Consider the following 15,025-nt stretch of genomic DNA (forward strand, 5'->3'; position numbering starts at 1 on the left):
TCAACAGATAAGTTTTAATAAATAATTTTGAAACGCCTCCGATTTTCGGAGGCGTTTCTTATTTTTAGGCTATGGTAACATTTCTTCAAGACGCCTTAACCGATGTTAAGAATAGCCTTCCCGATATTTCGGATATTACTTTTATATTGCCAAGCAAGCGGGCTGGTGGCTTTCTTTTGAACGAATTGAAAAAGAATTCTGCTGCTACTTTTTTTGCTCCCCCAATTTGCAGTATTGAAGAATTTATTGAAGAGCTTTCCAACTTAAAAATCATAAACAATACTGAACTTCTCTTTAAAAGCTATGAAGCATATCTAAAAACTGATTCAATAACGGAAAAGGAAGATTTTGAAACCTATTCAACCTGGGCAACCACACTTTTAAATGATTTTAATGAAATAGATCGATACCTCGTTGAACCGACACGATTTTTCAGTTATCTGGCCAGTATAAAAACTCTTGAAAGATGGGGCGTAAAGGAAGAAAAGACAGAATTGATAAACAACTATTTGCAATTTTGGGAAAGCCTTCCAGTCTTTTATGAAAATATTCAATCGCTTCTACTAAAAGAGCAAATTGGGTATCAAGGAATGGTTTACCGTGAGGCCTCGGCAAATATTGAACATTATATTACTGCCAACAAAAATAAGACACACGTCTTCATCGGTTTTAATGCTTTAAACACGGCCGAGCAACATATTATACAAGAATTGTTGGAAACCGAAACCACAATGGTTTATTGGGATGCTGATCGCACATTTTATGAAGATTCAAAACACAGCGCTTCTCATTTCATAAGAAAATATATAAAAGAATGGAAATATTTTCAGCAGAAAACGCCAAAGTTTATCGCTCAAAATTATGAAAAACCAAAAAATTTTCAATTTATAGAGGTCCAAAAAAACATTGGTCAAGCAAAATATGTTGGCGAACTGCTTTCAACACTTTCTGATGATGAAATAAATAAAACGGCCGTGGTGCTAGGCGATGAAAATCTACTGGTCCCGTTGCTCTATTCGTTGCCAGAAAATGTGAAAAACCTCAACCTTACCATGGGAGTGCCTTTAAAACAATTTCCAGCGGTTGTTTTTTTTGAAAAGCTTTTTGCTATTCACACCCGTGATTCGGAAATGTTTTATTACAAAGATGTTTTATCACTTTTAAATCATCCTGTGGGAAAAAACTTAGTTACTGAGTTTGATACTATTGTTCAAAATGTAACGAAGGAAAACATTACGCATATATCCTTTTTAGATTTGATGGAGCTTTCAGATCCTTCGGAAAATGATATGCTCGAACTTCTTTTTAAGAACTGGAAAGACGACAGCCATACAGCCATAAAATCGTCTCTAAGAATTATTGATGAACTTCGGAAAAAACACACATCCACAACCATAGAAAGTGTGGTCTTGCAACAACTACACACTGTTTTTAGTGAAATCGAGGCCCTTAACCAAAAATACCCACATTTAAAATCCATCAAAAGCGTAAACACACTTTTTTCAGAACTTACAGCTACAACATCTTTGGATTTTGAGGGCGACGCGTATAATGGGTTGCAGATAATGGGGGTTTTGGAAACGCGGGTACTCGATTTTGAAAACGTGATTATAACCTCAGTAAACGAAGGTATTTTCCCTTCCGGAAAGTCGAATGCATCTTTTATTACCTATGATTTAAAACAACAATTCAGCTTGCCACTTTTTACCGAAAAGGATGCAATTTACACCTATCACTTTTATAGACTGTTGCACCGGGCAAAAAATGTGACACTGCTCTATAACAACCATTCCGAAGGGATAAATACAGGTGAAAAGAGCCGCTTTATTCGGCAACTGGAAATTGAAAAACATCCAAACCATACTATTGAAAAGAAAGTGCTCGCTCCAAAAGTTCAAATTGAAAAAAAGGCTTTAAAGCAGATAGAGAAGACCGATGCAGTAATGCAGCGTTTACGTGACATTGCAGAAAAAGGGTTTTCGCCCTCTGCCTTGACCAGCTATATCCGCAATCCGTTGGAATTTTATTTTCAGAAAATTTTAAAGTTGAATGAGTTGGAGGAAGTTGAGGAAACTGTAGCAGCAAATACGTTGGGAACGATTGTTCACGATACTTTGGAAAAATTTTATCAGCCCTTTGAAAATTGCGTGCTCACAGTTCAGGATTTGCAGAATATGAAAGAACGGATTCACGGGGAAGTGACCTCCCAATTCAGAAAAACCTTTAAAGGTGGAACATTTTCCAAAGGAAAAAACCTTATTATTTTTGAAGTGGCGAAGCGCTACATTTCAAATTTTATAGATAGGGAAATTAACGATGTTCAAGCCGGAAACACCATAAAAATTATCAAGATTGAAACAGACCTTACCTTGGATGTTCCGATCCCTGAGCTGCATTTCCCAATAAAACTCCACGGAAAAGTGGATCGGGTGGATGAATACAACGGGCAACTTAGAATAATTGATTATAAAACCGGATTGGTAAATCAAAGTGATGTGGAAATAATTGACTGGGAAGATTTGAATCAAGATTACAAATTCAGCAAAGCATTTCAAGTATTGGCGTATGCGTTGATGATGAATAAGGAAATTCCTATCAACAATGCTGAAGCGGGAATAATTTCCTTTAAAAACTTAGGAAGTGGATTTCTAAAATTTGGAACTAAAACCTCTGCTTACAGTAAAAGAGACCAGTTGATAAACGGTAATGTTTTGGAAACATTTACGGTTGAATTAAAGAAGATTATTTTGGAAATTTGCGATCCAAATATTCCCTTCATTGAAAAAGAAATAGCTAAATGATTATAAATAAAAACAGAATACTTTCCTCAGAAAACAAAAAACCGATTCTTTACGATGTTTATTATAATGAAACGGGAAACCCCCAGCCCGTGGTTATTTTCTGTCACGGCTATAAAGGCTTTAAGGATTGGGGAGCGTGGCATTTGGTGGCCGAAGCGTTTGCAGAATCTGGCTTTTGCTTCGTAAAATTTAATTTCTCGCATAATGGCGGTACGATGGAAAATCCTATCGATTTCCCAGATTTGGAAGCATTTGCGGAAAACAATTTCAGTTTTGAACTTGACGATTTAGATAGGGTTTTAAACGAAATTGAAAAAGGAAACGATAATTTTCCAAAGAAAATTTCAACCATTTCCTTAATTGGCCACAGCCGCGGTGGCGGAATTGTTTTGATAAAGGCCGAAGAAGATACCCGTATTCATAAAGTAGTTACGTGGGCCAGTGTAAGCGATTTTAAAGCAAGATTCCAAGAAAACACTGCAGCGTTTGAAACTTGGAAAGAAACAGGCGTAACACACGTTGAAAACAATCGGACAAAGCAAATGCTGCCCCACAACTTTCAGTTCTATAAAGATTTTAAAAAAAATGAAGAGCGTTTTTCCATCAAACGTGCAGTGAAAAATATGAAAGTCGGACAGCTCATTGTTCACGGAAGCGAAGACCCAACAGTTTCCGAAAAGGAGGCAAGAGCCATCCGTTCGTGGAATCCAGAAAGTGAATTGAAAATAATAGACGGGGCAGACCATGTTTTTGGAGCAAAACATCCTTTTGAAGAAAGCAATTTACCAACCGATTTAAAAAACGTTGTTGAAAAGACAATTGAGTTTCTAAAATAGAGCTTGTATTAAAAAATTTACTATTTTTGGCATCCTAATCAGCAATTGGGGGATTAGCTCAGCTGGCTAGAGCGCTTGCCTGGCAGGCAAGAGGTCACCGGTTCGACTCCGGTATTCTCCACAAAAAAACCACCGTGAAAACGGTGGTTTTTTGTTTTATTCCTGAACAGGCAAGACCAAAAGAGGTTTGCTGGTATGAAATTCTCTTTTATGTATTTCATTCTTTTCCCAAAGTTTTTTGAAAAAACCGCGCTTTCTTCTAACTACACAAAGCATATCTGGATTGAATTGCTGAAAATATTCTATTACAGCCTGAAAAGTGGTAGCGGCTTCCACTTGGCTATATGAAGTTTGCAACAACTTTAAATTGTCAGTTACGCTTTTCATTTCTTCCGTAGTTTCGGGAGTTTCTACGTGAAGTACGTTAACTTCGGTTCCAAAATTTTGTTTGAACTGTTTTACCGCTTCCAAAAGTTCATCACGCTCAAAACTTCCATTTTTAAAAGCCATCAACATAGTTTTTGGCGGTTGGAACTTTGCTCCTTCTGGAACTACCAAAATAGGAATGTTGGTCTGTTTTAAAAGCTTTCCAGAGGTTTTCCCGAGATAGACCTCTTCCTTTATAGAATTACTACGTGGCGCCAGAACCATTAAATCTATTGGCACTTGCTTGCTAATGCGCGCAATTCCTTCCAAAACTTCGCCTTTGATTGGGTGCGCAATCACTTGCACTCCTTTACGCTCTACTTGCGAAAGCACTTCATCTAAACGGTTTTCCGATTCTTCCTTTAAAATAGTGTTTACCTTTGAAAGACCACCTACCTTGGACAGTTCCTGAAATACAGAAACAACGTATACATTGGCGTTTATTGATTGGGCCAAATCTATGGCGTATTGTAAATTGCTGATTGCATTTGCTGAAGACCCAACGGGCACTAATATATTTTTCATAAGCAGAAACTTCTTCTTAGTTTGAAAACAAAATTAACTTTAAAACTCGTTCGATCCATAACTCTTTAACATTTCAACCAAATTTAAACATTTAGGCAGAAACAGGCTTATTAACTTTTTGCATTTTCCGTAGTTTTACCATTCCGCATGCGACAGACCGATATTTCTTTTAAACGAATCCAACAACTTGCCATTCCCGCAATAATTTCAGGAATTGCAGAGCCCGTTCTTTCGGCCACAGATGCTGCTGTGGTGGGAAATATTAAGGAATTTGGAATTGAATCGCTTGCTGCAGTAGGGATTGTTGGAACGTTTCTTTCAGCTTTAATTTGGATCTTGGCACAAACCCGCAGTGCCATTTCGGCTATTGTTTCGCAAAATTTGGGAGCTGGTAAATTGAAGGACCTCCATAATTTTCCAGCACAGGCTATATATTTCAACATTGCACTAAGCATCATTGTTTTGTTTTCTACATATTTTTTTGTGGAAGAAATTTTCAAAATTCTCAATGCCGATGGGATGGTGTTAGCTTTCAGCATTGATTATTACAATATTCGCGTTTGGGGCTTTCCGCTTACACTATTCACTTTTGCGGTTTTTGGACTTTTCCGGGGCTTGCAAAACACTTTCTGGCCTATGGTCATCGCTACCCTAGGAGCTTCTTTAAACATAGGGTTGGATTTTGCTTTGGTTTATGGAATTGAAGGCTTAATACTACCTTTAGGAATAAAAGGTGCAGCCTGGGCAAGTCTTATTGCACAGATTGTAATGGCTGGTCTCTCCTTACTTCTTCTTTTAAAGAAAACCGAAATTTCCTTAAGACTGAAATTTCCGCTACATCCCGAAATAAGACGGCTCGTGGTAATGAGCTTTAATCTCTTTCTGCGCTCTCTAGCGTTGAATACCGCGTTAATCCTCGCCACTCGCGAAGCCGCTGCTCTTGGGAAGGAATATATTGCTGCCCATACCATTGCCTTTAATGTTTGGATTTTTACCGCTTTTTTCATTGATGGCTACGGCGCCGCAGGGAATATTCTTGGCGGCAAACTTTTGGGCGAACGCAACTACGGTTCGCTTTGGAAACTTACAAAGAAAGTGAATCTGTACAATCTTGTCGTTGCTGCGGCTCTTGTACTGTGCGGATTGGTACTTTATGAACCTTTGGGGCTTCTTTTCAACAAAGACGAAAAAGTGCTTTCCATCTTTTACGGAATGTTTTTTATGGTACTAATTTGTTTGCCATTTAATGCGATGGCCTTCACGTTAGATTCCATTTTTAAAGGTTTGGGCGAAATGCGATACCTGCGGAACGTACTATTGGGTGCAACTATTTTCGGTTTTATTCCCGTGCTCTATTTTTCAAAATATATGGATTGGGGCTTAATAGGAATTTGGATGGCCTTAATTGTATGGATAGCATACCGTGCGGTGGCGCTAATGATTAAATTCCGAAGAAAATATATTCCGCTCATTGAAAATTAATACATTTACGAAATACGAAATATGGATATTCTTAAATTTCTTGGCGGCCCCGGCCTGTTTTTAATATTGGCTATTTTGGTAATTGTAGTGGTTGCCTACAATAAAATTAAAAAGAAGTAATCAACGCGTTTTAAGCCAACCGGTAATGCTCATACGTTCCGAAGCTTTCACCACTTTTACTTCGTGTTCCAAAACTTGGCTTTCAAATATTACCACCCGCCCGGGAAGTGGTAAAATATCCAGCTCCTCTTTTTCGGTATAAATGGTAAGCTCACCGCCATTTTCGCGCAGCCAATTGTCTTCGTTCAGATAGCAGACTATGGAAAGTTTCCTTCGGTCGTCATTCTGAAAAGTATCCAAATGCCGCTTGTAAAAAGTGCCCGTTGGATATACTGCATAGTGAAACTCTTTGTGAAGAATTCCCAAAAAGCAAGTCTTATTTAAGTAATTGACCAATTCGTTTATTTTTTTGAAGAAAACCTGTTCGGCAGCATTGGCATTTGCTTCATCCATCCAAAGAATAAAATCGCCACGAACGGTTTTGTCTATTTCCTCATTGGTGCGGTTACCTATGGCAGATTTTTTAAAGCGGTCCGCTTCGTATTTTGCAAGCAAAGAATGGCGTAGCACCTCCACTTCTTCCGAAGTGAAAAAATTGTTCACAATACTGTACTGCTGCTGTAGCAAGTTTTTAATAATAGTTTCAAACAGTGGATTTTCAACAAATTCCAGTTGCTCAAAAAGTTCTTCGGTCATTTTTGGATTCTTTAAAAAGTGGGCAAATATAGTATAGAATTGGGTTATTTTTTTATCCCGTGCAAAACATAGCCATATTTCGTGTAAAACATGGCTATGTTTTGATTAAAACCAAGCTTAGTTTTTTTCAAAAATAGGCTTTAAAAGTTGGGGCGAATAAAATTGTATCTTTGTTGCCCAACTTTATGCAATGGAACAGATACGCATCACCAAGATTTTTTCTTTTGAAACTGGGCACGCACTTTACGGCTACGACGGCAAATGCAGAAACGTGCATGGCCACAGTTACAAGCTTTCCGTAACCGTTATCGGCACGCCCATAAAAGATACCAATAACGTAAAATTTGGAATGGTGATAGACTTTAGCGACCTCAAAAAAATAGTGAAAGAAGAGATTGTGGACGTTTTTGACCACGCAACGGTTTTCAACAAAAATACGCCACACGTTGAATTGGCGAAGGAACTCAGCGATCGCGGGCACAGTGTGCTGTTGGTAGACTACCAGCCCACCAGCGAAATGATGGTAATCGATTTTTCTGAAAAAATAAAGAACCGTTTGCCTAAAAACATTCAGCTTCACTCGTTAAGATTACAGGAAACCGACAGCAGCTATGCAGAATGGTTTGCTGGGGATAATTAAACCGAATCACTTTCCTATCTTTGAATATGCAAATCCCAAAAGGCAAGAAAATATACTTCTCCAGCGACAACCATCTTGGCGCACCCACACAGGCCGAAAGCCTTCCGCGCGAAAAGATTTTTGTGAAATGGCTGGACAGCATTAAGCATGATGCCGAGGTTATTTTTCTGCTCGGTGATCTCTTCGATTTTTGGTTTGAATATAAGACTGTGGTGCCAAAAGGCTTTGTTCGGGTTTTGGGAAAACTGGCCGAACTTCGTGACAGTGGCATCCAAATCCACTTTTTTGTGGGCAACCACGATTTGTGGATGCACGATTATTTTGAAAAGGAACTGAACATTCCAGTTTATCACGACCCAAAAGAGTTTGTTTTTAATGAAAAACATTTCTTCATAGGTCACGGCGATGGAAAAGGCCCGGGCGACAAAGGCTACAAACGGATGAAAAAGGTTTTTATCAATCCGTTTTCAAAATGGCTTTTCCGTTGGTTGCATCCCGATATTGGCGTACGTTTAGCGCAACACCTTTCGGTAAAAAACAAATTGATTTCGGGCGATGAGGACAAAGAATTTTTGGGTGAGGAAAAGGAATGGTTGGCGCAATATTCCAAAAGAAAACTTGAGAGCAAACATTTTGATTACTTCGTTTTTGGGCATCGCCATTTGCCGATGGAAATTAAGGTTGGTGAAAATTCAACCTACTACAATCTTGGCGATTGGATAAACCATTATACCTATGGCGTTTTTGATGGAGACAAATTGGAGTTAAAGACATACCGTCCTTAAGGTTTTTATAAGGCATCCATACTCTATTCATACTCTATTTATGACTTATCTATGGCTTATTTGCGGGTGATCCTAAAGTTTTCAGCCGTCCTGACCTACTATGAAATTTATTTAATATCCTTTAACCGCAATTGCAAACTCACATTCCCCTGCCATACATTTTCATCAATGCAATAAGTAGCTTTAAATGGCTTTCCGTTGCAGGCGATATCACTTTTTTCAGCCATATTGAAACCAATTCCCGTAAATTGATTAGAATCTCCCTGTTTAACCACAATGCGCAGGTGCGTTTTGTCCTCACCCACACATTTTCCCCAGCCGGTGTCTTTCAGATTCTGTGTCATAAATGTGGGTGTCATATTTCCCGGGCCAAAGGGTGCAAATTGCTTTAATATTCTGAAGAATTTTGGGGTAATGTCTTCCAAATTTATTTCAGCATCAATCTTTATTTCTGGCGTTAGCAAATGCGGATCGATGGTTTCGGAAACCACCCGTTCAAATTCATTTTTGAAATTTTCAAAATCTTTTTCAAACAAAGTCAATCCCGCTGCATACTTGTGCCCACCAAACTGTTCAATGTGTTCCGCACAGCTTTCCAAAGCATTATAAACATCAAAACCTTTTACGGAACGGGCAGAGGCAGCCAATTTTTCACCACTTTTTGTAAACACCAAAGTTGGACGATAATAGGTTTCGGTCAATCGGGAAGCCACGATGCCGATCACGCCTTTGTGCCAGTTTTCCTTATAAACCACGGTAGTTTTACGTGCTTCCTCTTTATTTTGAATTATTTGTTGAAGCGCTTCTTCGGTTATTTGTTTGTCGGCTTCTCTACGATCGGTATTGAAGGTTTCAATTTCAGCGGCGTACTTTTCTGCATTTTCAAAATCCGTTTCCGTAAGCAAAGTAACGGCGTGGTTACCGTGTTTCATCCTTCCAGCAGCGTTGATGCGCGGCGCGATAATGAAAACTACATCAGTAATGGTGAGCGTTTCTTTTTTTACTTGTTTTAAAATTGCCTGAATTCCCGTTCGCGGATTGCTGTTTATAACCTTCAATCCATAATGTGCAAGAATTCTATTTTCGCCAGTGATTGGAACAATATCGGCAGCAATTGCGGTGGCGACCAAATCTAAATAGAGCAACAAATCGTCAATTTGCTGGTCTCTTATTGTTGCCAACCCTTGAATCAATTTAAACCCAACGCCGCAACCGCAGAGTTCTTTGTACGGATATTCGCAATCTTCCCGTTTTGGGTCGAGTACCGCAATGGCTTTTGGGATTTCCTTCCCTGGTCGGTGGTGATCGCAGATAATGAAATCGATATTTTTTTCGGAAGCGTAGGTCACTTTTTCAATGGCTTTTATACCGCAATCCAAGGCAATAATTAGCGAAAAACCATTGTCCTCGGCATAATCAATTCCTTTATATGAAACGCCGTAGCCTTCATCATACCTGTCTGGAATGTATGTAGAAACATTTGGATAATAACTTTTTAAATAGGAAGAAAGCAGGGCGACGCTGGTGGTTCCGTCCACATCGTAATCGCCGTAGATTAAAATATTTTCTTCGTTTTCGATTGCTTTTTCAATTCGGGAAACGGCTTTGTCCATATCCTTCATTAAAAACGGATCGTGAAGATTGTCCAGACTTGGGCGAAAGAATTTTTCGGCTTCCTCAAAAGTTTCAACCCCACGCTGCACCAAAAGCGACGCAATTATCGGTTCCACTTTTAATGCCTTTGAAAGTGATTTCACTTTTTCGGGATCGGGTTTGGGTTTTAGGGTCCAGCGCATATTCTGTAGAAATTCCAAGTTCTAAAATTCCAAATTCCAAAATTTGGATTGGTTGTGATTATTAAATAAGGGGGAGAGGTGTAAAATTACAAAATTATGACAACAGTTTAAGGGCTTTTTGTATTTGATAATTCACTATCTTGTAAGAACAATTCTCCCCGTTAACCTTAAATAAATAGTAATATGAAAACACTTTTACTTTTTTTGGTGGGAATAGTCTCGATTGTATCTTTTGCACAGGATGGAAGTTTGGATACTTCGTTTGGCAATAACGGGACTGTACAAACAGATATTGATGGCGATTCAGACTATGCAATAGCAATAGCGCAGCAAGCAGATGAAAAACTTTTAGTAGCTGGTAGATTTACTATACAGGGACAGGCCTTTCCTTCCATTGCGAGATATAATGTTAATGGCACTTTAGACACTTCCTTTGGAAATGCTGGCGTGGCAATTTTTGGTGCTTCAGGTTATGAGGATGAATATTATGATATTGTATTAAGTCAAAATGACGGGAAGATTATTGCCGGGGGTCCAGTTAATCTAAACTCTAATTATCAATATGTAGTAAACCGTTTTTTACCCGATGGTTCAATTGATACGAGTTTTGGCAATAATGGCGAAATAATAGTATTTCCGGAGAACATCTATAAAGGAGATGTAACATTACTGGATGATGATTCATTTATAGCAGTGGGTAGAATTTTTGATAGCGGAATATCAAAAGTTGCTTTAAAAAAGTATACGTCCAATGGAATGTTAGATACCTCCTTTGGAAATAACGGCATTGTTATAACAGATGTTGGGAATGAATCGAATTCCGCTTTAAAAGTAGCTTTGGCTCAAGACGATACAATTGTGGTGCTTGCAAACAGTCAAGACAATGGCGTGTCTTCTCAAGTATTATTGCGCTACTTGCCCAATGGCGTGTTGGACACTGCTTTTGGTAATAATGGAATAGTAACCATTGTAAATGATCCTGATTTTACTTCAAGCAATATTGCTCTGTACAATGATGGTAAAATCGCAGTTCACAGTTCTTTTTTGGATTGGCAGTTTGATATAATGAATAATTTAATTTTCAGATATCTTCCTGACGGAAGCTTTGATGCATCTTTTGGCAATAATGGGTATATAAATCCGAACAGGAATAATTTTATAATAAGCGGCATTGAAGTTCAAGAGAACCAAAGATTGTTAGTTTTTGGGGAGCTTACTGATTTTTTTGAGGGTGGAGGACCTTTTTTTATTAACAGGTATCACCTTGGCGGACATTTAGATACTGGTTTTAATTTTACAATTAATTCTTCTGAGTATTTTGTTTCGAGTATGTTAATCCAACAAGACGGTAAAATAGTATGTCTGGCCAGCACAGCGTGGTACAATGGACAAGAAGATATTATTATAGAGCGCCGTGTTAATGATCCTTTGTCCAGTCCAGAATTCCAAAACAAAAGAACTACAATTTACCCAAACCCCTCAAATGGAGTTTTCACTATTGAACGCGATTTGTTTTCTGAAAACACAACTTTCCAAATAACAGATATTACAGGAAAAATTATTGCTAAAGGCGAATTGAATGATACCCAAACCCAAATAGATTTTTCTGTGGCCCAAGCTGGGGTTTATTTTTTGAAAACCGCTGATGGGGTGTTCAGATTGCTGAAGAATTGAGTTACCGTATAATTTCAATGACGCATCAAAACTTAAAAATTATGAAAACACTTTTACTTTTTATTGTGGGAATAATTTCTGTTGTTACTTACGGACAGGATGGTAGTCCAGATTTGTCATTTGGAACAGAAGGTGTGGTTACAACCGATATTGAGAATAGTGAGGAACTCTTATCATCTGTAGTTCAACAAAATGATCAGAAACTAATTGTTTCGGGAATAACGTCAATAAATAACAATCTTAGTAAACCATATTTGGTAAGATATATGCCAGATGGCAGCTTAGACAGTTCTTTTGGAAACAATGGGATATTAGTTGCTGATTATGCTGAAGGTTATTGTGAACACGTTAATTTACTTCTGGATGAAGAACAGAATATTCTAACCGGAGGCAAATTCTCCAACAGTCAAAGCCAAACCTATAAAATTGCAAAATATAACGCAAATGGTGAATTGATAAATTCTTTTGGAACCAATGGCGTTTTAACAATTCCGAATGGAAATTTTGCCAATATGCTAGTCTTAGCAGATAACTCATTATTATTTTTAAAACTTACTGCCAATGATAAAATTGGCTTTTTTCATTATTTTGAGGATGGGACTTTAGACCCTAATTTTGGAATAGATGGCATTGCGATTTCTAACTTTTCAGGAGGAACTTTTACTATCAGCGAATTAAAAATAGATTCCGAGAATAATTTCTTCGTTTCAGGAATTCGAGCTAATTCTTATACAGCAGACATAATATTATTGAAATTTTTACCAACCGGATATTTAGATATAAATTTTGGAGATAATGGATTAACCACCAAGTCACTTGAATCAATTGATGCAGTAAACTTTCGGAATCCAAGCTTTGATTTTACCAATAATCAAAATATAGTGATTGCTGGAAGTTACGGTTATTGTACTCTGCAATTAGAACCATTCTTTAAGCAATATTTTATTCGTTTCTTAAGTGATGGCCAACCAGATTTAAATTTTGGAAATAATGGAACGAGATTATTATCCGAGACAGGATTCTCTATTTCCCAATTAATAATTCAAGAAAATCAAAGAATGCTTGCCATTGGTAGCACTACTGATTGTTTTGAACTTGGCGTATATAATGTTAAGCGGTACTTTTCAGGAGGATATAGAGATTATTCTTTCATTTTAGGTTTGGAATTTGTAGATAGTAAAACCATTGTTCAAACTGACGGAAAGATTGTAGGTGCTGGTATTACAGCTCCGTTAAGTGGTCCTCAAAATATTTTGGTAGCTCGTTTTAATAATTCACAACTAAGTGTTCCTAACTTCAAAAATCAAATAACAACTATTTACCCAAACCCCTCAAATGGAATTTTTACTATTGAACGCGAACTGTTTTCTGAAAATGAACAATATGAAATAACTGACATTGCCGGGAAAACTATTGCCTCGGGCGAATTGACCGAAAAACAATCGCAGCTAAATCTCACTGCTGCCCAAAGTGGGGTTTATTTTTTAAAAACTTCAAACAGTATTTTTCGTTTGTTGAAAAACTAAGATGTAAATATTTTCTTTGGAATTTGAGGTTTGCGATTTCTTTGGAATTTGGAGTTTGTGATTTGGAATTTCCAAGTGGCATTTCGTACTTTCGAATTCCAAACGATTTTTAACTATGCCATTAGTAACCCCCCTTTCTCCAGACCACGACGCCGAAACAAAACAATTGGCTGAATTCTTTAACGAAACACTTGGCTTTTGCCCAAATAGCGTGCTTACCATGCAGCACCGCCCGGCAATTAGCAAAGCCTTTATCAATCTCAACAAAGCCGTAATGGCCAACGAGGGGCGCGTTACTTCAGCCTTAAAAAGAATGATCGCTTGGGTAAGCAGCAATGCAACCGGTTGTCGCTACTGCCAGGCCCATGCTATTCGTGCTGCGGAACGCTATGGCGCAGAGCAGGAGCAATTGGATAATATTTGGGAATATAAAACCCATTCCGCTTTTTCTGAAGCTGAACGCGCTGCGCTCGACTTTTCTTTGGCCGCAAGCCAAGTACCAAATGCGGTGAATGATGAAATAAAACAGCGACTTTACAAATACTGGAACGAAGGCGAAATCGTGGAAATGCTTGGGGTTATTTCGCTTTTTGGTTATTTAAACCGTTGGAACGATTCTATGGGAACTTCCATTGAAGATGGTGCCGTGGAAAGTGGGGAGCAGTATCTTGGGAAGCATGGGTGGAATAGGGGAAAGCACGTTTGATTAGTGATTGCAGATTAACGATTGTTGAATTACTTCTTCCCCGAAACAACTATAACTATTTCTCCCTTCGGCGGCTTGATTTCAAAATGCTTTAAAACTTCTTCAGCAGAACCACGAACGGTTTCTTCGTGCAGTTTTGTCAATTCCCGTGAAACGGAAACTTGTCTGTTGCCGCCAAAATATTCCACAAATTGAGCAAGTGTTTTCAACAGTTTGTGTGGCGATTCATAAAAAATGATGGTGCGGGTTTCTTCGGCTAAAAGTTCGAGCCTTGTTTGCCTGCCTTTTTTCACCGGGAGAAAGCCTTCAAAAACAAATTTATCATTCGGGAAGCCACTGTTTACCAATGCTGGTACAAAAGCTGTTGCACCGGGAAGGCAATCCACTTCAATGCCGGCTTCTACACAGGCACGAGTCAATAAAAAACCGGGGTCGCTGATTGCTGGGGTTCCGGCATCGCTTATCAATGCTATATTTTCACCGTTTTGAATCCGTTTTACAATCCCTTCCACCGTTTTGTGCTCGTTGTGCATGTGGTGCGAGTGCATTTGGGTGCCAATTTCAAAATGTTTTAAAAGTTTCCCGCTATTTCGGGTGTCTTCGGCGAGGATTAAATCTACTTCTTTCAGCACTTCAACAGCGCGAAAGGTCATATCTTTTAAATTGCCGATGGGCGTGGGCACCAAATAGAGTTTTCCCGTCATAGTTTATGGGCGTACAGTTTTTCCGAAGAAATAGGAGACCAACAAAAATAGAATGCCCAACAAAGGGAGCGTTATATCGGGATCATTTAGCCTATAATGTGCAAAACAGGCCAGAACCATATCAAAAAAGAGCCCTGCGTATGCCCATTCCATGACCCATTTGGGCTTTCGAAAAAGAATAAATACGATTGCCAATATTTTTGCAAGGGCCATCGGAATGACCAAATAGGTGGGGTATTGATAATCTTGGTAATACCCTTCAATCACTGCCGTATCTGTTAAATACATAAATGCAGAATACAGAAATAAAACGCTGAGCAGCCCTGTGGCTATCCAGTAGATGGTTTTTTGGGCTGTCATAACTCTGG

The 15,025-nt window shown here is 38.5% G+C and carries 13 protein-coding genes and 1 tRNA gene; 9 read left to right on the forward strand and 5 right to left on the reverse strand.

The window, feature by feature from the left end; all coding sequences use genetic code 11:
* The first annotated feature begins 71 nt into the window (after window positions 1-71).
* From AC58DT_RS08365 to AC58DT_RS08375, 3 genes are all read left to right on the forward strand, one after another.
* Complete coding sequence (locus AC58DT_RS08365; RefSeq protein ID WP_497216414.1) at window positions 72-2,801, forward strand: PD-(D/E)XK nuclease family protein; 2,730 nt, start codon at window positions 72-74, stop codon at window positions 2,799-2,801.
* Window positions 2,798-3,637, forward strand: a complete 840-nt coding sequence (locus AC58DT_RS08370; protein WP_497216415.1) for an alpha/beta hydrolase family protein — start codon at window positions 2,798-2,800, stop codon at window positions 3,635-3,637. The genes AC58DT_RS08365 and AC58DT_RS08370 overlap by 4 nt, the downstream gene beginning before the upstream one ends.
* A gap of 47 nt (window positions 3,638-3,684) precedes the next feature.
* Window positions 3,685-3,758, forward strand: a tRNA-Ala gene (locus AC58DT_RS08375).
* A 35-nt stretch (window positions 3,759-3,793) separates the two neighbouring features.
* Here AC58DT_RS08375 and AC58DT_RS08380 read toward each other — a convergent pair.
* Complete coding sequence (locus tag AC58DT_RS08380) at window positions 3,794-4,588, reverse strand: universal stress protein (protein WP_497216416.1); 795 nt, start codon at window positions 4,586-4,588, stop codon at window positions 3,794-3,796.
* Window positions 4,589-4,735: 147 nt separating this feature from the next.
* On the opposite strand from AC58DT_RS08380, the gene AC58DT_RS08385 reads away from it, so the two are divergent.
* Window positions 4,736-6,070: an MATE family efflux transporter gene (locus AC58DT_RS08385; protein WP_497216417.1), complete on the forward strand. Its 1,335-nt coding sequence runs from the start codon at window positions 4,736-4,738 to the stop codon at window positions 6,068-6,070.
* Window positions 6,071-6,190: 120 nt separating this feature from the next.
* On the opposite strand, the gene AC58DT_RS08390 is transcribed toward AC58DT_RS08385, so the two are convergent.
* Window positions 6,191-6,826, reverse strand: coding sequence for a 2OG-Fe(II) oxygenase (locus AC58DT_RS08390; protein WP_497216418.1), 636 nt, complete (start codon window positions 6,824-6,826; stop codon window positions 6,191-6,193).
* 190 nt (window positions 6,827-7,016) lie between these two features.
* Between AC58DT_RS08390 and AC58DT_RS08395 the strand changes: the two genes are divergently transcribed.
* Both AC58DT_RS08395 and AC58DT_RS08400 read left to right on the forward strand, forming a co-directional pair.
* Window positions 7,017-7,466 carry a 6-pyruvoyl trahydropterin synthase family protein gene (locus tag AC58DT_RS08395; protein WP_497216419.1) on the forward strand — a complete coding sequence of 150 codons (450 nt, stop codon included), beginning with the start codon at window positions 7,017-7,019 and terminating at the stop codon, window positions 7,464-7,466.
* A gap of 26 nt (window positions 7,467-7,492) precedes the next feature.
* The gene (locus tag AC58DT_RS08400; protein WP_497216420.1) at window positions 7,493-8,251 is read left to right on the forward strand and encodes a UDP-2,3-diacylglucosamine diphosphatase; all 759 of its coding nucleotides are present in this window, start codon (window positions 7,493-7,495) and stop codon (window positions 8,249-8,251) included.
* Window positions 8,252-8,358: 107 nt separating this feature from the next.
* On the opposite strand, the gene recJ is transcribed toward AC58DT_RS08400, so the two are convergent.
* Window positions 8,359-10,047: a single-stranded-DNA-specific exonuclease RecJ gene (gene recJ, locus AC58DT_RS08405; protein ID WP_497216421.1), complete on the reverse strand. Its 1,689-nt coding sequence runs from the start codon at window positions 10,045-10,047 to the stop codon at window positions 8,359-8,361.
* 183 nt (window positions 10,048-10,230) lie between these two features.
* Between recJ and AC58DT_RS08410 the strand changes: the two genes are divergently transcribed.
* From AC58DT_RS08410 to AC58DT_RS08420, 3 genes are all read left to right on the forward strand, one after another.
* Window positions 10,231-11,721, forward strand: a complete 1,491-nt coding sequence (locus tag AC58DT_RS08410; RefSeq protein ID WP_497216422.1) for a T9SS type A sorting domain-containing protein — start codon at window positions 10,231-10,233, stop codon at window positions 11,719-11,721.
* A 41-nt stretch (window positions 11,722-11,762) separates the two neighbouring features.
* Window positions 11,763-13,247 carry a T9SS type A sorting domain-containing protein gene (locus AC58DT_RS08415; RefSeq protein ID WP_497216423.1) on the forward strand — a complete coding sequence of 495 codons (1,485 nt, stop codon included), beginning with the start codon at window positions 11,763-11,765 and terminating at the stop codon, window positions 13,245-13,247.
* A gap of 115 nt (window positions 13,248-13,362) precedes the next feature.
* Entirely contained in the window at window positions 13,363-13,953 is a 591-nt protein-coding gene (locus AC58DT_RS08420) for a carboxymuconolactone decarboxylase family protein (protein ID WP_497216424.1), read from the forward strand.
* A 29-nt stretch (window positions 13,954-13,982) separates the two neighbouring features.
* Here the strand turns inward: AC58DT_RS08420 and rsmI are convergent, their stop codons facing one another.
* Entirely contained in the window at window positions 13,983-14,657 is a 675-nt protein-coding gene (gene rsmI / locus AC58DT_RS08425; RefSeq protein WP_497216425.1) for a 16S rRNA (cytidine(1402)-2'-O)-methyltransferase, read from the reverse strand.
* Window positions 14,658-14,660: 3 nt separating this feature from the next.
* The gene (locus AC58DT_RS08430; RefSeq protein WP_497216426.1) at window positions 14,661-15,017 is read right to left on the reverse strand and encodes a DoxX family protein; all 357 of its coding nucleotides are present in this window, start codon (window positions 15,015-15,017) and stop codon (window positions 14,661-14,663) included.
* Window positions 15,018-15,025: the final 8 nt, after the last annotated feature.

The sequence above is a fragment of the Aequorivita sp. CRS11 genome, from assembly GCF_059693805.1.